Source organism: Sinorhizobium sp. BJ1, from assembly GCF_002531555.1.
Taxonomy (GTDB): domain Bacteria; phylum Pseudomonadota; class Alphaproteobacteria; order Rhizobiales; family Rhizobiaceae; genus Sinorhizobium; species Sinorhizobium fredii_B.
On the sequence record NZ_NWTH01000025.1, the window covers coordinates 66,848 to 87,007 of the forward strand.

Below are 20,160 nucleotides of genomic sequence, written 5' to 3' on the forward strand. Positions count from 1 at the left end.
CTGCAGATCATTGCCGGCGGGCAAGCCGGCGCGCCTTCACACAGGAGAACCTTGCAAATGGCGCATGACGATCCCTTCACCCTCGACATGTTCGGCTCGAGCGCGCTCACCGCGGGTCTCGGCCTCGGTGCCACCGGCTTCGGTGGTTTCGCACCGGAGCCGGCGAATGACGACGATCCCGATCCGACGCCGCCGGCGCCCGCACCGGCGATGCCGCACGCCGCCCCTCGAAGGCCTGCCGCACGCAAACAGGGTGATCGAAACAACTTCTACCTCGACGACGATGAGGATCGCGGTCTCGCCGCATCCTGGAAGGAACGGGCCAGAGCGAATGTCGCTGCGATTCAGCTGGCCAATGAGATCGGCAAGCAGGAGCGCCCCGCAACGCGAGAGGAGCAGGCGAAGCTCCTCCGCTTCACCGGCTTCGGCGCCTCGGAACTCGCCAACACCATGTTCCGCCGGCCGGGCGAGGTTGATTTCCGCGAGGACTGGGACGATCTCGGCTCGTCATTGGAGGCGGCCGTCACGGATCGCGACTATGCGAGCCTTGCCCGCTGCACGCAATATGCCCACTTCACGCCGGCATTCATCATCCGGGCGATCTGGTCCGGATTGCAGCGCCTAGGCTGGCGCGGCGGCCGCATTCTGGAGCCGGGTGTCGGCACGGGGCTGTTTCCGGCGCTGATGCCGGAAAACTATCGTGACAAGGCGCATGTCACCGGCGTCGAACTCGATCCCGTCACCGCACGCATCGTCAAGCTCCTGCAGCCGCAGGCGCGGATCATCGAGGGGGATTTCGCGCGCACGGACTTCTCACCGATTTACGATCTTGCCATCGGCAATCCACCCTTTTCCGATCGCAGCGTGCGTTCGGACCGGCAATACCGGTCGCTTGGTCTGCGCCTGCATGACTACTTCATCGCCCGGTCGATCGACCTGCTGAAACCCGGCGCCTTTGCGTCCTTCGTCACCAGTGCCGGCACGATGGATAAGGCGGATACGGCCGCCCGTGAGCATATCGCCAGATCCGCCGACCTGATCGCGGCGATCCGCCTGCCCGAGGGCAGCTTCCGCCGCGACGCCGGGACGGATGTCGTGACCGACATCCTGTTCTTGCGCAAACGCAAGGCCGGTGAGCCCGAGGCGGACCTTTCCTGGCTCGACGTCGATGAAGTCCGTTCTGCAACGGAGGACGAAGGCGCTATCCGCGTTAATCGCTGGTTTGCGCGCCATCCGGATTTCGTGCTGGGTGAGCACGCTTTGACCTCCGGACCGTTCGGCGAGACCTACACCTGCCGTCCCCGCGCCGGCGTCGATCTCGAAACGGCATTGAAGGCCGCCATCTCTCTTCTTCCGGAAGACCTCTATGACGGCGAGCCGACCGAGATCGACATCGACCTGCAAGACGAACTCGGCGACATCGTCGACCTTCGCCCTGGAAACGAGAAGGTTCGTGAAGGCAGCTTCTTCATCGATAACCGTCAGGGTCTGATGCAGATGGTCGACGGGTCGCCGGTCCAGATCAAGGCCCGCAAGGGCCGGAGCGGCGATGGCTTGTCCGAGAAGCACATCCGCATCATCCAAAAGCTGATCCCGGTCCGCGACGCGGTGCGGGAGGTCTTGAAGGCGCAGGAGCTGGATCGCCCATGGCGGGATGTCCAGGTTCGCCTGCGCATTGCCTGGTCCTCATTCGTCCGCGACTTCGGTCCGATCAACCACACGACGGTTTCGATCTCGGAGGACGAGCAAACCGGAGAGGTGCGCGAAGTCCACCGCCAGCCGAACCTTCAACCGTTCCGCGACGATCCAGATTGCTGGCTGGTCGCCTCGATCGAGGATTATGACCTCGAGACCGACACGGCGCGGCCCGGTCCGATCTTTTCCGAGCGGGTGATTTCGCCGCCGGCGCCACCGGTGATCACGAGTGCGGCCGATGCGCTGGCCGTGGTTCTGAATGAACGCGGCCGCGTCGATGTCGACCATATCGCGGAACTGCTGCATCGGGATAGAGAGGCAGTGATTGCGGAGCTGGGCGACGCCATCTTCCGCGATCCCGCCGATGGCTCTTGGCAGACCTCCGACGCCTATCTCTCCGGCCCGGTCCGCACGAAGCTTGGCGTTGCGCAAGCCGCAGCCGATCTCGACCCGGCGTTTCGGCGCAATGTGGTGGCGCTTGAGGCGGTGCAGCCGGCCGATCTCGGTCCATCCGACATCACCGCGCGTCTGGGTGCGCCGTGGATCCCGGCGTCCGACGTCGTTGCCTTCGTGCGTGAGATGATGGGCGCGGAAATCCGCATCCACCATCTGCCGGAACTGGGGTCATGGACGGTCGAGGCAAGGCAGCTTGGTTATACGGCCGCCGGCACCTCCGAATGGGGCACCAGCCGTCGCGATGCGGGCGAGTTGCTCGCCGATGCGCTGAATTCCCGGGTGCCGCAGATCTTCGATGTGGTCAAGGATGCCGGAGGCGAGCGCCGTGTGCTGAACGTCGTCGACACGGAAGCGGCGCGCGACAAGCTCCAGAAAATCAAGGAAAGCTTCCAGACCTGGGTCTGGACCGATCCGGATCGCACCGACCGGCTGGCGCGGGTCTATAACGACCGCTTCAACGATATCGCGCCGAGGAAATTCGACGGCAGCCATCTCCAGCTACCGGGCGCCTCTGGCGCCTATACTCTTTATGGCCACCAGAAACGCGGCATCTGGCGGATCATCTCTTCCGGTTCGACTTATCTTGCGCATGCCGTCGGCGCCGGCAAGACCATGACGATGGCAGCGAGCATCATGGAACAGAAGCGTCTCGGCCTGATCGCCAAGGCGATGCTCGTCGTGCCCGGCCATTGCCTGGCGCAGGCGGCGAGAGAGTTCCTGGCGCTCTATCCCTCTGCGAACATCCTCGTCGCCGACGAAACCAACTTCACCAAGGAGAAGCGTCAGCGGTTCCTGAGCCGTGCGGCCACCGCCGTCTGGGATGCGATCATCATCACCCACTCTGCGTTCAGGTTCATCGGCGTGCCCTCGGCCTTTGAGCAGCAGATGATCCACGACGAGCTGCAGCTCTACGAGGATTTGCTGACAAAAGTCGATGCTGAGGACCGCGTGTCGCGCAAGCGGCTCGAACGTCTGAAGGAGGGTTTGCAGGAACGGTTGGAAGCGCTTTCCACCCGCAAGGAGGACCTGCTGACCATTTCCGAGATCGGCGTCGACCAGATCGTTGTCGACGAGGCGCAGGAGTTCAGGAAACTCTCCTTCGCGACCAATATGTCGACGTTGAAAGGGATCGACCCGAACGGCTCGCAAAAGGCCTGGGACCTCTATGTGAAGTCGCGCTTCATCGAGACGAAGAACCCGGGCCGGGCGCTGGTGCTGGCGTCGGGCACGCCGATCACCAACACGCTCGGCGAGATGTTCTCGATCCAGCGGCTGCTCGGCTACGAGGCTTTGCACGAACGCGGGCTGCACGAGTTCGACGCCTGGGCGAGCAATTTCGGCGACGAGAAGACGGAGCTGGAACTGCAACCGTCCGGCAAATACAAGCCGGTGAGCCGCTTCGCGTCCTTCGTCAACGTGCCGGAACTGATTGCCATGTTCCGCGCCTTCGCCGACGTGGTAATGCCGGAGGACCTGAAGGCCTATGTGAAGGTGCCTGACATCGCCACCGGCAAGCGGCAGATCCTCACAGCCGCACCGACACCCGCCTTCAAGGCCTACCAGCAGATTCTCGAAGGTCGCATCAAGGCGATCGAGGAGCGCGACCGTCCACCCGAGCCCGGCGATGACATTCTGCTTTCCGTCATCACCGACGGACGCCATGCAGCGATCGACCTGCGCCTGGTGACGCCTGACATGGATGACGAGCCGGAAAACAAGCTCAATCTCCTGATCCGCAACGCGCATCGCATCTGGCAGGAGACCTCGGAGAACAGCTATGTCCGCCCGGACGGCAAGCCTTACGAACTGCCGGGCGCCGCGCAGATGATCTTCTCCGATCTCGGCACGATCAATGTCGAGAAGACCAGGGGATTTTCAGCCTATCGCTGGATCCGCGATGAGCTCATCCGCATGGGCGTGCCGGCATCCGAAATCGCGTTCATGCAGGACTTCAAGAAGACCGAGGCCAAGCAGCGGCTGTTCGGCGACGTTCGCGCTGGCAAGGTCCGCTTCCTGATCGGCTCATCCGACACGATGGGCACAGGCGTCAATGCGCAACTCAGGCTGAAGGCGCTGCATCATCTCGATGTGCCATGGCTGCCCTCGCAGATCGAGCAGCGCGAGGGCCGGATCGTCCGCCAGGGCAACCAGCATGACGAGGTCGATATCTACGCCTACGCCACGCAAGGCAGCCTCGATGCGACGATGTGGCAGAACAACGAACGAAAGGCGCGGTTCATCGCGGCGGCACTTTCAGGCGACACCTCGATCCGCCGGCTGGACGACCTGAACGAAGGCCAGGCCAACCAGTTCGCCATGGCCAAGGCGATTGCCAGTGGCGACGAGCGGCTGATGCAGAAGGCAGGCCTCGAGGCCGATATCGCGCGTCTGGAACGGTTGCGGGCCGCCCATAATGACGACCTCTTCGCCGTGCGCCGGCAGATCCGCGACGCCGAGCGCGAGATCGAAACGGCGACCCGGCGGATTGGCGAAATCAGCCAGGACATCGAACGGCTGGTTCCGACGTCAGGCGACGCCTTCGCGATGATGGTGACAGGCAGGCCATTCTCGGAGCGCAAGGATGCCGGCCGCGCGCTGATGAAGGAAATCCTCACCCTCGTCCAGCTCCAGAGGCAAGGTGAGATTCACATCGCCTCGATCGGCGGCTTCGATCTCATCTATGAGGGCGAACGTTTTGGCCGGGGTGACAATTACCACTATCAGACCCTGCTTAAGCGCACCGGCGCGACCCAAGAGATCGATCTCGCCGTCACCGTCACGCCGCTTGGCGCCATCTCCAGGCTGGAACACGCGCTTGACGGCTTCGAGGAGGAGCGCGAACGTTATCGCCAGCGGTTGGCGGAGTACCAGCGGCGGCTTTCCTCCTACCAGTCGCGGCAAGGTGGCGCCTTCGCCTTCGCCGACGAACTGGCGGAGAAGCGTAAGGCGTTGCGGGAGGTGGAGGAGGCGCTTGCAGGCGACGCGCGTGGTGAACTGAAAGCGGCCTGAAGGCCCCGTGTTTGAATGCGCCGCAGCATTTGCATAGCTGCGTTGCACAAAAAGTGGTTTGCGATTGGTCATAAAACAGGCATTGTGCCCATAGCTGATGCACATGGCGGTCACTCCTCCCAGTTCCGCCGCACCAGCTGTTCCCCTCTGGAGGTTTATTGACCTTCACACTTCAAAGGGCCGCGGCTTCCGCTGGCCCTCTTTTTTTGCCCATGCCGAATTCAGGCTCATCTCCAACTAGGTGACGTATTCGCGACCGGAGCGTTCGCCGCTCTTCCTGACATTGCCGTTCAATGCATCGTGGCTTCACGCAGCGGCAACAGCTTGATGGCCTTGTTGATGACCTTACGCAACTGGCGCCAGTCGGGGGAGGTCGCGCTCGTTCACCCGCTCCTGGATCGCGGTCAGAATCCAGCCGACGCAGGCGACGTCGTCTTCGGCGCGATAGGCATCGGACCGGGCAAAGCAGGCGAGGATGCGCGGCCTTGCATCGCCGTCGTCCTTCGGGATGCCAGCGACCAGATCTTGCGCCTCGCCATAAGCGAGCGCAATACGCTGGCGGTCCTCAGGCCGGCTTTGCACGATCATGCCGCAGGTCCAGGCAAGCGTCTTCGATAATTCCTCGGATTCATCTCGCATCTCGGACCGGCTCCCCCATGATCATGCCGAGCGTCTTGACGACGGCAGGCGATAGTTGGAATTGCCGGGCCAATCCGCGCCCCATCGAGTTGTTCCCCATGGTTTCGATCAGAAGCCCTCTTTGCACGAGCGCGTTCACGTCCTGAGCAAGGACGCTCCTGGTGAGGCCGGTCAATTCCATAATCCGGGTCAGCGTGATGGTTGGATCTTCGCTGTGCAGGACGCCGATCAGCGTCATCAAACCGATCAGCTTTACGCGGGCCGTCGGCGTTTCGCTCTCAAGCGGATTGCCAAGGATCTGGTTGGTCATCATGGTCACGTAGGCCTGCGCAAGCCCCAGGGGCCGCCTCGAGCTTGAAGCGCAATCATGAGGCTCGCGCTTTCGCCCAATGCCATCGCCATTGGTAGACAATCCTCATCATCTCCTTCTCAAGCGATCACCGATGGCGCAGACGCACAATCCGAGCCGTGAGGGGGTGATTCTCGATGCAATCAGCCCGCGTTCTTTTGCCATCCTCAAGGCGATGATTTCAACCGCCGGGCGACGATCTTCCCGTCGGGTGTGCGCCGATCGGTGGCCTTGTGCCGCTCTGTGAGCGATATGAAACACAGGGACGGAAAGGAAAAAAGAAGGGAAAGCTGCTCGCAGATCGGCCTTCCCGGCGATGCTTTCGCTCAACCGCCCCCTCCTCAACCCGACCCGTCGTTCTCGCAAGGCTTTGCCCCGCTCGCCCTGACGGCCAGGGCTGCTCGGGCGCAGTTGCGCCGTGTCGTAGCCCTGCGGTCCGGGAAGTGTCTTCGGAAAAACTGAAGACGGAAGGGGCGGCAACCGCCGCTCCGGAACCCTTAAAGGAGCAAATCCCATGCAGATCCTCAAACTCGACCCGCGCGCGCTGAAGGACAATCCCGATGACGCCCGCCGCTCGAAATCATCGCCGCAGGCGGATGCGCTGCTGCTGGCGACGGTCAAAGCCGTCGGCATCATCCAGCCGCCGGTCATCTCGCCCGAAACCGATGGCGGCAACGGCTACATCATCCAGGCCGGCCACCGCCGTGTCAAACAGGCGATCGCCGCCGGCCTCGAGGAGATCGAGGTGCTGGTGACCGACGCCGCCGACGACAACGGCGCCATGCGCTCGATGATCGAAAACATCGCGAGAGAGCCGCTCAACGCGATCGACCAATGGCGCGGCACGGAACGGCTTGTGGCGCTCGGCTGGACCGAGGAGGCGATCGCCATGGCGCTGGCGCTGCCGGTTCGACAGATCCGCAAACTTCGCCTGCTCGCCAACGTGCTTCCCGCCATGCTCGACCAGATGGCGAAGGGCGACATGCCGAACGAACAGCAGCTGCGCACCATCGCGGCTGCCGCACTCGATGAGCAGAAGGAAGTCTGGAAGGCGCAGAAGCCGAAGAAGGGTGACACAGCCGCCTGGTGGCAGATCGCCAATGCCCTGTCGAAGACCCGCATGTATGCCCGCGACGCCAGTTTCGATGAGGATCTGCGCGCCGCCTATGGCATCGAGTGGGCCGAGGACCTGTTCGGTCCGGCCGACGAGGACAATCGCTACACCACCAATGTCGAGGCCTTCCTCGGCGCCCAGCAGGAATGGATGACGGCGAACCTTCCGAAGAAGGGCGCGATCGTCGAGGTCAACAGCTGGGGCCAGCCGGAACTGCCGAAGAAGGCCGAGCGCGTGTATGGCAAGCCGGGCAAGGGCGACCACACCGGCCTCTATCTCGACCGCGACGGCAAGGTGCAGAGCGTGCATTACCGGATGCCGGAGCCGAAAGCGGCCAAGGGCCAAACCGGCTCGGCCGTCAATGACGCGACCGCTGACGGCGATGATGCCGATACCGTCGCCAAGTCCCGCCCCGAGGTCACCCAGAAGGGCCACGACATGATCGGCGATTTCCGCACCGACGCGCTGCACGAGGCGCTCGGCCGGGCGCCGATCGAGGACGACACGCTGATGGCCTTGCTCGTGCTCGCCTTCGCGGGCCTCAATGTCCGGGTCGACACCGGCGCCAGCGACCATGTGTTTGGTCCCAGGCGGTTCAAGCGCCATGCGGCGCGGCTCCTCGACGAGGACGGACGTCTCTGCTTCGACCTGCAGACGGTGCGGGTTGCTGCACGCGCCATGCTGGTCGAGGTTCTGTCATGCCGGCGCGGCATGTCGAACAGCGGTGTCGTCTCGCGCATTGCCGGCGCGGCGATCGGCGCGGACGGATACCTTCCGAACATGGGGACGGAAGACTTTCTCCTGTGCCTGTCGCGACAGGCGCTCGAGACCGCAGCCAGGGAAGTCAGCCTGCAGCCGCAGCCGCGGGTGCGCGGCACGCGGACAGCGCTTGTCGAGCACTTCAAGGGCGAAGCGACCTTCATCCACCCTGCCGCTCTCTTCGCGCCCGACCCGCGCGAGATCGTCGATCTGATTGGCCACGCCGATGAGCCCGATGCGGATGAGCCGGACGCCGATGGCGCCTCCGGCCAGGGTGGCGCCGCCAATGATGGCGCCGACAGCGTCGACACCGGGCCGACCCCTACCGTCGACACCGACGACCCGTCCGGCGACGTGCCCGATGAAGCGCCTGATGAGCTTGAGGCGGCCTACGGCATCGCGGCGGAATAGCTCCAACGCACCTCCCTCCCGAATGACGATCGCCGCCGGCCGCCCCGGCGGCGCTTTCGTTTCCATCAACGCAAAACCGGAACTGGAGGCTTTCTCATGTCCGCGTCCCTGATCTTCGATCTCGTCCCGATCGGCTCCCTCGTGTCCTGGTCGGACGGCACACCCCGCCCGCCGGAGCGTTTCCACAAGAAGCTCGCCGCCTGGCAGACCAGAAACAGCCAGGGCCGGCTCATCCGCAAGGAAGGGCCGCGCAAGCTCGGCAGCTACACGTCGCCGGGGTATTTCACGCTCCATCAGGAGGACATCGGCGGCAAGTCAACCATCCTCGTCACCCTCCACCGGACCTTCGGGCTCGACTCCGATCTCACCTTCAAGATCCTCGAGCGCCCATCGCACGGCGCGGTGCGCATCTTCGACCGCGCCGGTGAAGCGCGCGAGCTGCTCCATCTCGCCGAAGACCGGCAGGCCGCCGAGACCTGGTTGCGGTCTCATCGCTACCCGAGCGCCGTGCTCGAGGAGGTGACGCCCGGCGAGGCAGACGCAAAGGCTGATGACGGGAGGACCGCACCATGAATCCGATCTCCATCCCCTCGCAAACTCGCAAGGTCTGTACCGACAAGGTTGCTGGCGTGGAATTCGACCGCGCCGCCGACGGCATCGCCGTTGCGCGCGTCGGCGATCTCGTCTTCGCCATGCTGCCATCGCGCGATGGCCGGCATCTGCTGGCGAGCGCCTGGCGCGTTTCGCGGCCGCTTGCCGCGCTCAGCCGCGACGATTTCTATTCGTACCATGGTTCGATCGAGGATGAGGCCGCCTTCAGCGCCCGCATGATCGAGCAGGCCGAGCATTGCCGCGAGCTCCGGGCGCTCGCACGCCGGACCGTCCGCATCGCCTGCAGTACGCCGTGGGGTCCGTCGCAAGGCGCCACCCTCTATGCGGAGGGCGTTGTTGCCCACACCACGGCAGGCCATGGCGGCTTCTCGCTTTCGCCAGAGCGTAACGAAAAAGTCCATCCGCTGCTTCGTTCACAGGACGGGTTCTATGAGGAAGATTCGTCCTGGGCGGCCGTCGCCATCACCTTTCCCGACCTCTTCACCAGCATCGAGCGGCGTTCGGCGGAAGCAACGCTCAAGGATTGGCAGCCCGATGCCTGGGAAACGATCACCGGCACGGTCCTTGCGGCTGGTGAATCTCATGTGAAGGACCGGCGCGCCTTCGAACGCGAACATGCCGGCGACTGGGTCGTGATATCCGCACTTCGCTCTGATCATCATCCCGGCATGACCGAGGTGATTGCGACGCGCGGCGGAAGGCGTGATGCTCATGTCGAAGAACGGCGCTTCCTGGTTGCGTCCACCGAATACCAGGTCGGGCGGTTCGGCTTCGTCATCGACGAGGCGCGGCATGCCGCCTATGACGGCCGGTCGAGCTTCGTCACATGGGTGGGGAGGAGCACGCCATGATCCCCTCCATCGATCGTCAGGCGCGGTTGCGCCGCATGGAAGAGGCCTGCCGGCAGACCCGGCACCAGCTCGACATGGTCGAGCGCCAGATCATCCGCAAAATGACGGCCCTGATCCCGTCGCTTGGGGCTCGCCGGCCGAGATATCGCCGTGGCAGGCCGCCCGAACCGGACGCCTTCCTCGCCCGCTATCGATCCAATCTCGCCGCCATCACCGCCGAGCGCCAGCCGGAGATCGATGCACTCTCCCGCAAGCTCGCACGACAGGAGGCCGCGATAGGCGCCTTTCGTGAAAACTTCGGCGCCGCAAAGCATCAGGCTCAAAACCGGGGGGAGGCCTAGCGCCATGGCGACGATCGGAGATCTCGAACGCGAGGCCGGTATCGGTCCGACATCTCAGGAGCGCGCCGCCTTCTGGCGGCAGTTCCATCATCTGGAGGGTAAGGCCTGCCTCGACGCCGGTGTGGCCGAGCTCAAGCGATTGATTGCCGCGAAAGTCGCTCGTACCGACGGCGTGCCGGAAACGCGGCGGCGCCTGCCGAAGCGCGATCGGCTTCCGCCACTCACACCCGGAGCAGCAGACGGCGCTGCAGGCCTATGCCGCAAGACACGGCCGGCGCTGGAAGAACGTTCTGAGCAATGTCTGGATGGGCGGCGCGCCCCATGACGATGGCGGGATCCTTCGCGGTCTGCGCAATTCCCATGGCCCGACCTGGCTGCAGTCCTATCGGCTGCCCGGCGCGGGTTCGGCGAAAGCTGCGACCGCGGCGCCCCCACAAAACGTGGCCGGCGTCGGGGATGACAAGGTGTAGCGCGTTCACGACTGGTTTCCTTGTCCCCCATGGCATCTGGACCCGATTACCCCTGGCCGGTCTGTCCTTCGGTTTTGCTGCGGTCTGAACCGGCGCCCGTTCGGTTCAAGGCCGCTTGCGCGCCGCGAGGCGGCCGGTCATGCCGCTCGTCGCAAAGCAGGCCCGCGGGATCGGCGCAGGACCGTTGGTCCCGCTTGCCCGCATACCGTCTTCGCTCGATCTGGCCCGCCCGGACCCTGAACCGCCCGGCTGGCGCCGGTTCTCTTCGACCGCACCGAAGGACAGACCGGCCAGGGGGCCGGAACCGCTTCGGAAAGCCAGAAAAGGAAACCGCCATGGCAAAGCCCGCAAGCGCCTCCCGTCAACCGAACCGGCCGACTGACCGCTCTTCAGCGCGCGTGGTCCAGCTCCGCAAGGGCGCGACCCTCGAAATGGTCCGCCTCACATGCCCCGACGAGGGCCAGGCGCTCCGCATCGCCGAAAGTTTCGGGACCGCGATCCTCGACAGCGACGGTATCCGCGACATGCATGAACGCCTGATCGTCGCGACCGCCACCGGTCTCTCCGAGGGGCTCGGCGAACGGGCGATGCAGATCCATCTCCAGCGTATCGTCGGCGCCTATGTCGGATCGGCCCATGGCGCCGGACAGTTCTATTCCCGCGCCGTCACCGAGGCGCGCGACGCCACCGCCAAGGGTGCGGGCGACGATCGCGAGGACGATCTCGGCCCGGTCGGCTACGACAGCAATGCGCAGCGCAAACGAGAATTCGCTGCCGACATGGGCATTCAGGCCCATGCGCTCCGGATGGCTGCCGAAGGTGCCGTATCCGCCTACGAGCAGATCGTTGGCGAGGCGTGGAAGCCCTTTGACCGACCGGTCGACAATCCCGGCGACAGGCTCGACCGCAAGGCGGCCGAAGCGCAGATGTCGGCCTTCGACTGAGGCGATATCGGCGGAGCTACGGCTCCGCCCTGACCCATCCGCATCGAGGCCGTCTTCTTCCGAAGGCGGCCTTTTTCGTGGCCGTTATTGCCGGGCGCCGGGAAAACAAACGCAAGAAGGGAAAAAGATGAACGAGACACGCGTATCGCGTCCCGTCCCGTTCGCCGGTCCTGCAGGAGCCGGCGGCAAGGCGCAACGGCTGTCGCCGTCCTCCACATGCGTTCCGGCCGTTCGGTGCGCCTGCCGCCCGATCGCTCCTGCTTTTGGCCCTTCGCGACGGGGCCGCGATCGGCGCGGCCTCCCCGACACGGAGGTATGAGAACCATGAGCAGGAAATCGGAAAACACCCGCACAGACATCTACGCGCGCATCACCGACAGGATCGTTGCCGATCTTGAGAAGGGTGTGCGCCCCTGGGTCAGGCCCTGGAGGGCTGAAAATCTGACCGGCCGCGTGAGCCGGCCGCTCCGGCATAACGGCCAACCCTATACCGGCCTGAATGTCCTGCTTCTCTGGTCCGAGAGCGTCGCCAGCGGTTTTGAGTCGACAACATGGATGACGCTACGCCAGGCAAATGAGCTCGGCGCCCACGTGCGCAAGGGCGAAAGCGGCGCGACGGTCGTCTATGCCAGCCGCTTCACCAGGACCGAAAAGGATGCGAGCGGCGGCGAGATCGAGCGCGATGTCCCGTTCCTGAAGGCGTACACTGTCTTCAATTGCGATCAAATAGAGGCCCTGCCGGAGCACTACTACCGTCATCCGGAACCGGTCGCGAAACCGCTCGAGCGCATCGAACATGCGGATCGCTTCCTGGATAACACAGGCGCAGTGGTTAGATATGGCGGTGACAAGGCGTATTACTCCCCCTCCACAGACCACATTCAATTGCCGAGGCCAGAACTGTTCAGGGATATGGCCTCAATGGTCGCGATCAGATCTCATGAGACTCTGCATTGGACTGCGGCTCCTGGCCGGCTGAACAGGGACCTCAGTCGCTACCACAAGGATCGCCGGGAGAGGGCCTTCGAGGAAATGGTGGCCGAGCTTGGGTCGGCGATGCTTTGCGCCGATCTCGGGATCGTGCCGGAACTCGATCCGCGTCCCGACCACGCCGCCTACATCCAGAGTTGGGCCGCCATCCTCGGCTCCGACAAGCGCGCAATCTTCGCCGCAGCCGCCCATGCCCAGCGTGCGGTCAACTATCTTCACGCGCTTCAGCCGAATGAAGAGACCAGCCGGGATGCGGCCTGATCGGATATCGAAGGGGGGGCTCGGGTCCTCCCTGATACGGTCGACCTCCTGTTAAGGACGCTCCCGCACCGGAAACATGTCCTCGCCATAGTGGTGGAGCCTGGTGTGATGCCGGCGGCACAGCCACCGAACCTTCAAAGGCTCGTCGTATTGATCGTGGTGGGCATCGACCGCTTCCAGCCCGCAGACCTCGCATGTCTGCTTCTCCAGTTCGCCCGCCTTCACGGCGCGCTGCACGGCAAGGTGGGCGTCGTATTTTGCCGGATTGGCGCGCCGCCAGTTCGCCTGGCGGGTATCGGTGTTCAGCATCGCTACATCCTGCTTCGCCGGTTCTCGTCTTCTGTCGCCGAGACTTTTATCACGATTCTTGCGTCTTTTGACCGGTTCCGCGAGCCGGTTGATACGGCACCGCGAGCGGCCGCCGACACTGACCGGGTGAGGCCCGGCTTTTGGCGGGCCGTAGCGGCGCTTAAAGCCGTCTCCAGAGGCGAGACGCTCTATCCCGCTTGGCTGGCCGGCATGAGGATGAAGCTGCAGTGAACGGCTGTTTCGCCAGCGAACCCGAGAGCCTCGCCGGCCGAGGGAGCTATCGTCGACCATGCGCCGTTTTCGATCCTGGTGCGATGGTGATGCGACCGAGGATGCCGGCGATGGCGTCGAGGGCGGGAGCGGGGCCGCGACGTGACAAGGGCGTGAGCATGGCGCCAAACGTTGCGCAGCCTGTTGGCGGATGATCGTCAATCCCGGTTGCCGGTATCGCGTTCCATCCGGCAGAGAACCGGCCACACCGACGCGGACCTCGATGGATCTGGTGTGACCGAAGGACGCCTTCGTCTCGATCGCCTTGACCGCAACGACCGCTCGCAACTTTCTTCCCCTGCGAACAGGTTCGCATTCCTCGCGCGACCAAGAAAGCCGCTCCCGGCCGTCCTCCACATGCGTTGCGGCCGCCAGGCGGTGCGGCGTCAATCGCCCCCGGTCTTAACACCGTCATCGAGGCCGCGATCGGCGCGGCCCGAACAACCGGAAAGGAACGCGACCATGGCAGTCATCGGCGAATTCACCACCAACGGCAACAACTCGATCGTCGGCACGGTGCGCACGCTCACCGTCAGCATGAAGGCCCGCCTGAACCCGATCGAGCGCGTCTCGCGCGACGCCCCGGACTTCCGCATCACCGCCGGCAATGGTGTCGAGGTCGGCGCCGGCTGGAAGGCGGTTTCCAATGACGGCGAGGAATATATCTCGGTCAAGCTGGACGATCCGAGCTTCAATGCCCCGATCACCGCGGCCCTTTGGCCGAGCGAAAGGGAAGGCGAATACGCCCTCATCTGGAACCGCCCCAAGCGCGAGGCCTGAGCCCGCATCCCGAAGAGCTCCGCCGCATCACACGGCGGGGCTCTTTTCCTTGTGCCGCATGGCGAAGCCGGCCGCGGGCATTGAGCCCGCCTCCGGCTTTTTCGGGTCTCGCTCCGGGCTGGATATGGAGGTGACTTTCGACTATATAGATATTATGGATATTCTGGATCGAGGCCGCTATGAAATCATTCACCACCGCTGATCTCAACAAGCATGTCGGCGACGTGACCACCGCGGCACGGCGCGAGCCGGTGTTTATCACCCATCACAAGAAGCCGAAGTTCGTTCTCATGGCGATCGAGGATTATGACCGCCTGCGCGGCGAACAGGATCAACGCCGTGCCTTCTCTCTCGACACCATGCCCGACGATATCGAGGACGGGCTCTTAGCACTTGCCGATTCCATCGAAAACGATGGCGCAAACGATGATTGATCCCGAAACCGGCCTCGTCATTTCCTATCATTATCTCTGGACACATCAACATGACCGCGGCGAGGAAAGCGGCCGAAAGGCGCGGCCCGCCTGCGTCGTCGTCCCGGTCACATCCGACGGCAAGAGCGTCGTCCTCTTCCCTTTGACGACGAAGGAGCCTGGACCGGACCGGCTGGCAATCAAGGTACCCGATACCGAGCGCAAGCGTCTGGCGCTCAAAGGTCGTGGCCCAACCTGGCTCATTCTCGATGACGCCAATGCGGACGTGCTTCCGGGGTCCTTTCACGTCGAACCTGTCAGCTACGACCCGCTGACGATCACCTATGGCAAGTTCAGCAAACCGTTCATGGACCTGGTCATCAAGACGGTTGCCGACGCAATCCGTGCCAGGAAGATCCAGATCGCGAAACGCAAGCGCTGAAGTCGGCCGTTCTGAACGAGCCTCTTCAACGCCACGCCAAGCCCGTGACTGACCTCGCGACCTGTTTGGCGAATAATCCGTCGAGCATGCGCGGTTTGGTTTCCGGTGCAACGATGATGCGGCCGAGGACGTCGGCGATGGCATCGAGGGCGGGAGCGGGCCTGCAGCGCTGACGAGGGCATGAGCATAGGCACGAATGTTGCGCAGCCTGATGGCGGATGATCGTCAATCCGGCTGACGTCGTCGCATTCCATCCACCCCGAGCTGGCCACACCGACGCGACCTCGATGGATCTGGTGTGACCGAAGGACGCCTTCGTCTCGATCGCCTCGTCCGCAACGGCCGTCCGCTGCTTTCTTCCCCTGCGAACAGGTTCGCATTCCTCGCGCGACCAAGAAAGCCGCTCCCGGCCGTCCTTCACTGACGTTTCGGCCCGGCGGGTGCAGTGTCGATCGCCCCCGGTCCTTACACCGTCATCGAGGCCGCGACCGGCGCAGCCCGAACAACCGGAAAGGAACGCGACAATGGCAGTCATCGGCGAATTCACCACCAACGGCAACAACTCGATCGTCGGCACGGTGCGCACGCTCACCGTCAGCATGAGGGCCCGCCTGAACCCGATCGAGCGCGTCTCTCGCGACTCCCCGGACTTCCGCATCACCGCCGGCAATGGTGTCGAGGTCGGCGCCGGCTGGAAGGCGGTCTCCAACGACGGCGAGGAATATATCTCGGTCAAGCTGGACGATCCCAGCTTCAATGCCCCGATCACCGCGGCCCTTTGGCCGGGCGAGACCGACGGCGAATACGCCCTCATCTGGAACCGCCCCAAGCGCGAGGCCTGAGCCCGCATCCCGAAGAGCTCCGCCTCACACGGCGGGGCTCTTTTCCTTGTGCCGCATGATGAAGCCGGCCGCGGGCATCGAGCCCGCCTCCGGCTTTTTCGGGTGCCATACGGAGAGGAGAAGTCTGCTCAGATTGACCGATCGTGCCGGAGAGCCGGGAAAGCGTCGAAGCACGAGCGGTACCCCCAATTTCGCATTGACGGCCAAAGCCGCCAACACGAAATCGGCTCCCCCACTCGCCGGCTCCGCCGGTCGCCTTTGGCGATGCTTGACCCTGTCCCGTCTCCCCGACCGCCGATGTCGTCTTTCACGAAACGTCAAGGAGACGAACGATGACGATGTCCCTCGAAATGCAAATCGAACAGCTTCGGGCTGAACTGCGCAATGCCGTCGACGCAGGCGAACGCCGCCAGATTGCGGCGGAGCTGGAGATGGCGTGGGCAGAGCTTGCGGTCATAGAGGCCGAGCAGGACGGCCGCTTGAGCGCGGAGCCTCCCTTCTGAGGAGGCTTCCTTCATGCTGCCGGAAACGGCAGCGAATTCGCCTCAGCCGTTCAGCGCGTCCTTGACCGCCTTGCCCGGCGCGAACGTCAGCTTCTTCGACGCGGCGATCTTGATCGCAGCACCTGTTGCCGGGTTGCGGCCTTCGCGTTCCGGCGTTGCCTTGAGTTTGAACTTTCCGAACGAAGGTATGGACGTCTCGGAGCCTGCCAGTGCCGCATCGGTGATCTGCTTGAACACGCTTTCGACGATCGCCTTGGCCTGCGCCTTGGTCAGGTTCTGCTCGGATGCGATCTTGTCGGCGATTTCGTTGGTGGTCGTCAGGATTGGATGGTTCCCTCCTTCTGGTTTATCCATCCGGTATGACGAAGAAGATGGTCCGAGGATAGGGGTGAAGCTCGAGGCGTGCCCGCAAACGCCCCGAGAACCACAGGAAACATCGGGTTTGGCTGTAACGGCGCGGTCAATCAGCGCGGACGACGTCGCGATAGCCACGCTTTCTTTTCGTCCGCTCGAGGCGTGAGAACGCCTTGTCGGCGTCCTTCTGGCTGTCGAATGTCTCCATCATCATCTGGCCGTTCGCTCCGATCCGGCCCCAGTTCCTGATGACCGAGGCGCCGCCAAAGAGCGTCGGCTGGATTGAGAGCGCATAGAAGCGGCGCATGTTTTGTGTTGCGTCGATACGATGAAGATGCACCGGGTTTGTAGCCTTTTTCTCCATGGCCGGATTGTCGCTTCCCGACAAAGCGGCGTCCAACAACTTATTTGAATCGCTCAGGGCTCATCGATTCATCTTCCTGATGTGTTTTCCGTGGCCTTCGGCTCGACAAAACTGTAAGTCGCGCGGCAGATATTTTTGGGAGAAGATCGTGGAAGAGACTGTACAAATCGGCAGCCGCGGCGACTTCGGCCTCTGGGCGATTGAAGTTGCCAAGCAGATCGTCGGCGAACAAGGCTTTGAGCTCGCCAGGGCAGCGCGTGACGGTACGGAGGACGATGTACGGGCGGCTGGCAATGCACTGGGGCAGGCGATCACAAATGCGCTTCTCGAAGTCTTTGACGGGCTCCTCGAAGACGCGCCTGCCGACGCATCCTGAAGCTGCGGCACTACTGCTTGTCTCTGCTGTCGCGGAAGAACCGACCCGGATTGACGCAGGCCTTCATCTCCTCGCGCCTGAACCAAATGGCGCGTCCGCACTTAAGCGGCGGATTGCCCGATGTGAAGACGATCTGCTCGTCGGCGCGCATGCGCAGGACCTCGTGCGGCAGGATCAACGGCCGTCGGCTGAGCTGCTTCGAGCGCGACCGCGACGACCCCTTCATGCCGGACGAACGATTGGTCTGGTCGACCTCGACGGTGGTGTCGCCGCAGCGCTTCGAGATGTAGTCGGCGGTCTCGGGATCGTTGATCGCCGAAAACGAAATCCAGCTGGCGCTTTCGAACCATTTCGAGGTTGCGTCGCGGCCGCCATAGGCCTCGCGCATCTGGCCGATCGACTGGAAAATCATCGCCAGCGTGATGCCGTATTTGCGGCCGGCGTCGCGGGCGGTTTCGAGAATGCGCAGGTAGCCCAGACGCGCCACCTCGTCGAGCAGGAAGAGCGTTCTTCCTTTCACGTTTCCGTTGCGATTGTAGATGGCGTTGAGCAGCGCGCCGATGACGACGCGGGCCAGGCCCGGATGGGCTTCGAGCACCTTGAGATCAAGCGCGATGAAGATGTCGGTTTGGCCGTCGGCGAGATCGTCGGTCGAGAATGTGTCGCCCGACACCAGCCCGGCATAGTTCGGGTAGGAGAGCCAGTGGGTTTCCTTGACCGCATTGGCATAGACCCCGGAAAACGTCTCCGGCGTCATGTTGACGAAGACGGAGACGTTCTCCTTCACGAAGTCGGCTTGCGACTGTTCGTAGATGCGCGTCAGGCGCTCGCGCAGTTTCGGTTCCGGCTCGGAGAGATTGGCGCGCACGCGCCTCAGCGTCTGGTCCTTGTCGTCGGTATGGCCGGACAGGCAGACGTCGGCGATCAGCGCCGTCAGGAGCTGCATGGCGGACGCCCGGAAGAAATCGTCGCGGGCGGACGCGGTGCGCGCATTGTCGGTCATGATCCAGGTGGCGACGGCGACGATATCCTCTTCCCTCGTGTTGCCGTGACGGCCGATCCAGTCCATCGCGTTGAAGCCGACGCCGGACGTTGAGGGATCGAGAACGATCACCTTTCGGCCGGCCTTGCGTCGGTGCTCGGCGACCATCGGCGCGACCTCGCTCGACGGATCCAGGACCACAAGCCCGCCGCCCCATTTGAGCGCGGTCGGGATCGTCACCGATGTCGTCTTGAAGCCGCCGGAGCCGGCAAAGACGATGCCGTGCGAGGAACCGAAGGAGCCATCGAAGCAAAGAAGCGGCGCCTTGCCGCCCGTCCCCCAGCCTTGCGGTTCGTCGGCGCGAAACGGCATGGCGGCAACGCTGTCGCGATCGACGCGGTAGCGCTCGCCGATGACGATGCCGCCGGCGTCGGGGAAGAGCTTTGAGGCCTCGGCCATCTTCATCCAGTCGGCCTCGCCGTGCACGGCACGTTTGCCGACGATGCGGCGTAACCCGGCTTGCGCGAAAGCCGCATTGCCCTTGATTGCAACGCGCAGGGCGAAGATGCTGCAAAAGAGTGCCGCTGCAGCACCCAGCATCGTCGCCGGATCGGTGTAAGTGAGAACCGATTGACCCGCCGGCACGCTGCCCGCGATGCCCGCAAGCCGCATTGTCTCGCGGACCGCCGCGATGGCGATCACCGCGCCATTGCCGGCAAGCACGCTGAAGCCCGCCGCCTTGATGTTGGCCGATCCGTTCGCGGCGAAGAGAGCGATGACGCCGATCGCGGCCGCGGCGACATAGGGCAGGGCGATCCCGGCGCGTCCGAGCATCAGCCTTGCCTCAGCGTTGGTTCCGAGGCCCGCGAGCTTGTGCTCCATGCCTGACGTTGCGAACATCGCGATGAGCATGATCGTGCCCGGCAGGATGAGGAGCAGGGTTCTATTCGCCGTCATGACCGAAGGCCTCCGCGCCGATTGCGGTCAGGCGTGACCGCTCCGCCTCATTGCCCCGGATCCTGCGCCCGGCGTCGATCAGCAGGCCGAGCAGCAGCGCGCGCTTCTCGTAGCGCAGCCCTGCCTTGACGATCAGCCCGCCAAGCTCGATTTTTTCGCGCGTGTCCTTTTTCCGCGCATCTGATTTCATCACCTTCGCCATCCGCTCAAGCCTCGCCAGGCCTGCCCGCAGCCGCGCCAGGCGCGAACGTCGCGGGCGAGCCGTGATCCGGCTTGTCGCCACCGCCATGTCTCTTCCCGGTCGCATCACCCTTGCCTCCGCGAAAGCGTTTTGCGATCTCCTCGAAGGCGGCCTGCAATGCGGCCTCCTCGATCTCGATGTCGCCGAGACCGGCCTTCAGCGCCACCCTGCCGATCCGCTCGGCCTCGCGCGTCTCGGCGGCTTTCAGCTGGTCCTGCAATTTTGCGATTTCTTCCCTGATTTTCGATGACGGCTTTTTCATTCCGGTGGCATCTCCTGATGGTTGCGGTGTTGCTTCAGCGACGCCCAGTCTCTCCCGAATGCGCACTTGAGGAAATGTGCAGATCTGCACATCGGCAAAGCCGATCCTTTGGAGCATGATCCCGGCCGTTCCGAAGGAGCGGCATCCAAGGGCGCAATTATACG

Annotated in this window: 24 protein-coding genes; 14 read left to right on the forward strand and 10 right to left on the reverse strand. The window is 63.8% G+C overall.

Translation table 11 applies throughout. The annotated features are described in order from the left end of the window. Positions 1 to 57: 57 nt before the first annotated feature. Positions 58 to 5,160, forward strand: a complete 5,103-nt coding sequence (locus tag CO676_RS25420; RefSeq protein WP_097523121.1) for a helicase-related protein — start codon at positions 58 to 60, stop codon at positions 5,158 to 5,160. A gap of 345 nt (positions 5,161 to 5,505) precedes the next feature. Here CO676_RS25420 and CO676_RS25425 read toward each other — a convergent pair whose 3' ends face one another. From CO676_RS25425 to CO676_RS34775, 3 genes are all read right to left on the reverse strand, one after another. Beyond that, the gene (locus CO676_RS25425; RefSeq protein WP_348628076.1) at positions 5,506 to 5,799 is read right to left on the reverse strand and encodes a hypothetical protein; all 294 of its coding nucleotides are present in this window, start codon (positions 5,797 to 5,799) and stop codon (positions 5,506 to 5,508) included. Further along, complete coding sequence (locus tag CO676_RS25430; protein ID WP_097523122.1) at positions 5,789 to 6,112, reverse strand: hypothetical protein; 324 nt, start codon at positions 6,110 to 6,112, stop codon at positions 5,789 to 5,791. The genes CO676_RS25425 and CO676_RS25430 overlap by 11 nt, the downstream gene beginning before the upstream one ends. A gap of 105 nt (positions 6,113 to 6,217) precedes the next feature. After that, entirely contained in the window at positions 6,218 to 6,478 is a 261-nt protein-coding gene (locus CO676_RS34775; RefSeq protein ID WP_144340193.1) for a hypothetical protein, read from the reverse strand. A 184-nt stretch (positions 6,479 to 6,662) separates the two neighbouring features. On the opposite strand from CO676_RS34775, the gene CO676_RS25435 reads away from it, so the two are divergent. The 7 genes from CO676_RS25435 to CO676_RS25465 all read left to right on the forward strand — a co-directional run bounded on the left by CO676_RS25435 (position 6,663) and on the right by CO676_RS25465 (position 12,901). After that, a complete protein-coding gene (locus CO676_RS25435) occupies positions 6,663 to 8,432 on the forward strand; it encodes a ParB/RepB/Spo0J family partition protein (protein ID WP_097523123.1) in 1,770 nt (589 codons plus the stop codon). Positions 8,433 to 8,528: 96 nt separating this feature from the next. Beyond that, positions 8,529 to 9,005, forward strand: a complete 477-nt coding sequence (locus tag CO676_RS25440; RefSeq protein ID WP_097523124.1) for a hypothetical protein — start codon at positions 8,529 to 8,531, stop codon at positions 9,003 to 9,005. Then, positions 9,002 to 9,895 (forward strand): hypothetical protein, encoded by an 894-nt coding sequence (locus tag CO676_RS25445; RefSeq protein WP_097523125.1) that lies wholly within the window; start codon positions 9,002 to 9,004, stop codon positions 9,893 to 9,895. The genes CO676_RS25440 and CO676_RS25445 overlap by 4 nt, the downstream gene beginning before the upstream one ends. Further along, the gene (locus CO676_RS25450; protein ID WP_097523126.1) at positions 9,892 to 10,236 is read left to right on the forward strand and encodes a hypothetical protein; all 345 of its coding nucleotides are present in this window, start codon (positions 9,892 to 9,894) and stop codon (positions 10,234 to 10,236) included. Before CO676_RS25445 ends, CO676_RS25450 begins: the two co-directional genes overlap by 4 nt. Before the next feature lie 4 nt (positions 10,237 to 10,240). Further along, complete coding sequence (locus CO676_RS25455) at positions 10,241 to 10,561, forward strand: hypothetical protein (protein ID WP_245424450.1); 321 nt, start codon at positions 10,241 to 10,243, stop codon at positions 10,559 to 10,561. A gap of 480 nt (positions 10,562 to 11,041) precedes the next feature. Continuing rightward, positions 11,042 to 11,650: a hypothetical protein gene (locus CO676_RS25460; protein ID WP_097523127.1), complete on the forward strand. Its 609-nt coding sequence runs from the start codon at positions 11,042 to 11,044 to the stop codon at positions 11,648 to 11,650. A 324-nt stretch (positions 11,651 to 11,974) separates the two neighbouring features. Then, entirely contained in the window at positions 11,975 to 12,901 is a 927-nt protein-coding gene (locus CO676_RS25465; RefSeq protein ID WP_097523128.1) for a zincin-like metallopeptidase domain-containing protein, read from the forward strand. Between the two features lie 51 nt (positions 12,902 to 12,952). Here CO676_RS25465 and CO676_RS25470 read toward each other — a convergent pair whose 3' ends face one another. After that, positions 12,953 to 13,210, reverse strand: a complete 258-nt coding sequence (locus CO676_RS25470; RefSeq protein WP_097523129.1) for a hypothetical protein — start codon at positions 13,208 to 13,210, stop codon at positions 12,953 to 12,955. 732 nt (positions 13,211 to 13,942) lie between these two features. Between CO676_RS25470 and CO676_RS25475 the strand changes: the two genes are divergently transcribed. The 4 genes from CO676_RS25475 to CO676_RS25490 all read left to right on the forward strand — a co-directional run bounded on the left by CO676_RS25475 (position 13,943) and on the right by CO676_RS25490 (position 15,957). Then, positions 13,943 to 14,260: a DUF736 domain-containing protein gene (locus CO676_RS25475; RefSeq protein WP_097523130.1), complete on the forward strand. Its 318-nt coding sequence runs from the start codon at positions 13,943 to 13,945 to the stop codon at positions 14,258 to 14,260. A 179-nt stretch (positions 14,261 to 14,439) separates the two neighbouring features. Then, on the forward strand, positions 14,440 to 14,694 hold the full coding sequence (locus tag CO676_RS25480; protein WP_097523131.1) for a type II toxin-antitoxin system prevent-host-death family antitoxin: 255 nt from the start codon (positions 14,440 to 14,442) through the stop codon (positions 14,692 to 14,694). Next, positions 14,687 to 15,115, forward strand: a complete 429-nt coding sequence (locus CO676_RS25485; protein ID WP_144340194.1) for a hypothetical protein — start codon at positions 14,687 to 14,689, stop codon at positions 15,113 to 15,115. Before CO676_RS25480 ends, CO676_RS25485 begins: the two co-directional genes overlap by 8 nt. A gap of 524 nt (positions 15,116 to 15,639) precedes the next feature. After that, on the forward strand, positions 15,640 to 15,957 hold the full coding sequence (locus CO676_RS25490) for a DUF736 domain-containing protein (RefSeq protein ID WP_097523133.1): 318 nt from the start codon (positions 15,640 to 15,642) through the stop codon (positions 15,955 to 15,957). A gap of 24 nt (positions 15,958 to 15,981) precedes the next feature. Here the strand turns inward: CO676_RS25490 and CO676_RS25495 are convergent, their stop codons facing one another. Then, entirely contained in the window at positions 15,982 to 16,176 is a 195-nt protein-coding gene (locus tag CO676_RS25495; RefSeq protein WP_144340195.1) for a hypothetical protein, read from the reverse strand. A gap of 113 nt (positions 16,177 to 16,289) precedes the next feature. Between CO676_RS25495 and CO676_RS35435 the strand changes: the two genes are divergently transcribed. After that, the gene (locus tag CO676_RS35435) at positions 16,290 to 16,460 is read left to right on the forward strand and encodes a hypothetical protein (RefSeq protein ID WP_179875644.1); all 171 of its coding nucleotides are present in this window, start codon (positions 16,290 to 16,292) and stop codon (positions 16,458 to 16,460) included. A gap of 42 nt (positions 16,461 to 16,502) precedes the next feature. Here CO676_RS35435 and CO676_RS25500 read toward each other — a convergent pair whose 3' ends face one another. Together CO676_RS25500 and CO676_RS25505 are read right to left on the reverse strand one after the other, a co-directional pair. Next, the gene (locus tag CO676_RS25500; RefSeq protein ID WP_097523146.1) at positions 16,503 to 16,781 is read right to left on the reverse strand and encodes an HU family DNA-binding protein; all 279 of its coding nucleotides are present in this window, start codon (positions 16,779 to 16,781) and stop codon (positions 16,503 to 16,505) included. A 139-nt stretch (positions 16,782 to 16,920) separates the two neighbouring features. Continuing rightward, positions 16,921 to 17,178 (reverse strand): WGR domain-containing protein, encoded by a 258-nt coding sequence (locus CO676_RS25505; RefSeq protein ID WP_097523147.1) that lies wholly within the window; start codon positions 17,176 to 17,178, stop codon positions 16,921 to 16,923. A 148-nt stretch (positions 17,179 to 17,326) separates the two neighbouring features. On the opposite strand from CO676_RS25505, the gene CO676_RS25510 reads away from it, so the two are divergent. Then, positions 17,327 to 17,554, forward strand: coding sequence for a hypothetical protein (locus CO676_RS25510; RefSeq protein ID WP_097523135.1), 228 nt, complete (start codon positions 17,327 to 17,329; stop codon positions 17,552 to 17,554). Between the two features lie 10 nt (positions 17,555 to 17,564). Here CO676_RS25510 and traG read toward each other — a convergent pair whose 3' ends face one another. From traG to traC, 3 genes are read right to left on the reverse strand one after another with little or no spacing between them, the layout of a single operon-like run. Continuing rightward, positions 17,565 to 19,493 (reverse strand): Ti-type conjugative transfer system protein TraG, encoded by a 1,929-nt coding sequence (gene traG / locus CO676_RS25515; protein WP_097523136.1) that lies wholly within the window; start codon positions 19,491 to 19,493, stop codon positions 17,565 to 17,567. Then, a complete protein-coding gene (locus CO676_RS25520) occupies positions 19,480 to 19,695 on the reverse strand; it encodes a type IV conjugative transfer system coupling protein TraD (protein ID WP_179875645.1) in 216 nt (71 codons plus the stop codon). Before CO676_RS25520 ends, traG begins: the two co-directional genes overlap by 14 nt. A gap of 4 nt (positions 19,696 to 19,699) precedes the next feature. Further along, entirely contained in the window at positions 19,700 to 19,996 is a 297-nt protein-coding gene (gene traC / locus CO676_RS25525; protein ID WP_097523148.1) for a conjugal transfer protein TraC, read from the reverse strand. Between the last annotated feature and the right edge of the window lie 164 nt (positions 19,997 to 20,160).

What these genes read in the sequence shown, in the direction of transcription:
- CO676_RS25420 (WP_097523121.1), top strand. Translation starts at nt 58, where the DNA reads ATGGCGCATGACGATCCCTTCACCCTCGACATGTTCGGCTCGAGCGCG.
- CO676_RS25425 (WP_348628076.1), bottom strand. Translation starts at nt 5,799, where the DNA reads ATGCGAGATGAATCCGAGGAATTATCGAAGACGCTTGCCTGGACCTGC.
- CO676_RS25430 (WP_097523122.1), bottom strand. Translation starts at nt 6,112, where the DNA reads ATGATGACCAACCAGATCCTTGGCAATCCGCTTGAGAGCGAAACGCCG.
- CO676_RS25435 (WP_097523123.1), top strand. Translation starts at nt 6,663, where the DNA reads ATGCAGATCCTCAAACTCGACCCGCGCGCGCTGAAGGACAATCCCGAT.
- CO676_RS25440 (WP_097523124.1), top strand. Translation starts at nt 8,529, where the DNA reads ATGTCCGCGTCCCTGATCTTCGATCTCGTCCCGATCGGCTCCCTCGTG.
- CO676_RS25445 (WP_097523125.1), top strand. Translation starts at nt 9,002, where the DNA reads ATGAATCCGATCTCCATCCCCTCGCAAACTCGCAAGGTCTGTACCGAC.
- CO676_RS25450 (WP_097523126.1), top strand. Translation starts at nt 9,892, where the DNA reads ATGATCCCCTCCATCGATCGTCAGGCGCGGTTGCGCCGCATGGAAGAG.
- CO676_RS25455 (WP_245424450.1), top strand. Translation starts at nt 10,241, where the DNA reads ATGGCGACGATCGGAGATCTCGAACGCGAGGCCGGTATCGGTCCGACA.
- CO676_RS25460 (WP_097523127.1), top strand. Translation starts at nt 11,042, where the DNA reads ATGGCAAAGCCCGCAAGCGCCTCCCGTCAACCGAACCGGCCGACTGAC.
- CO676_RS25465 (WP_097523128.1), top strand. Translation starts at nt 11,975, where the DNA reads ATGAGCAGGAAATCGGAAAACACCCGCACAGACATCTACGCGCGCATC.
- CO676_RS25470 (WP_097523129.1), bottom strand. Translation starts at nt 13,210, where the DNA reads ATGCTGAACACCGATACCCGCCAGGCGAACTGGCGGCGCGCCAATCCG.
- CO676_RS25475 (WP_097523130.1), top strand. Translation starts at nt 13,943, where the DNA reads ATGGCAGTCATCGGCGAATTCACCACCAACGGCAACAACTCGATCGTC.
- CO676_RS25480 (WP_097523131.1), top strand. Translation starts at nt 14,440, where the DNA reads ATGAAATCATTCACCACCGCTGATCTCAACAAGCATGTCGGCGACGTG.
- CO676_RS25485 (WP_144340194.1), top strand. Translation starts at nt 14,687, where the DNA reads ATGATTGATCCCGAAACCGGCCTCGTCATTTCCTATCATTATCTCTGG.
- CO676_RS25490 (WP_097523133.1), top strand. Translation starts at nt 15,640, where the DNA reads ATGGCAGTCATCGGCGAATTCACCACCAACGGCAACAACTCGATCGTC.
- CO676_RS35435 (WP_179875644.1), top strand. Translation starts at nt 16,290, where the DNA reads ATGACGATGTCCCTCGAAATGCAAATCGAACAGCTTCGGGCTGAACTG.
- CO676_RS25505 (WP_097523147.1), bottom strand. Translation starts at nt 17,178, where the DNA reads ATGGAGAAAAAGGCTACAAACCCGGTGCATCTTCATCGTATCGACGCA.
- traG (WP_097523136.1), bottom strand. Translation starts at nt 19,493, where the DNA reads ATGACGGCGAATAGAACCCTGCTCCTCATCCTGCCGGGCACGATCATG.
- CO676_RS25520 (WP_179875645.1), bottom strand. Translation starts at nt 19,695, where the DNA reads ATGGCGAAGGTGATGAAATCAGATGCGCGGAAAAAGGACACGCGCGAA.
- traC (WP_097523148.1), bottom strand. Translation starts at nt 19,996, where the DNA reads ATGAAAAAGCCGTCATCGAAAATCAGGGAAGAAATCGCAAAATTGCAG.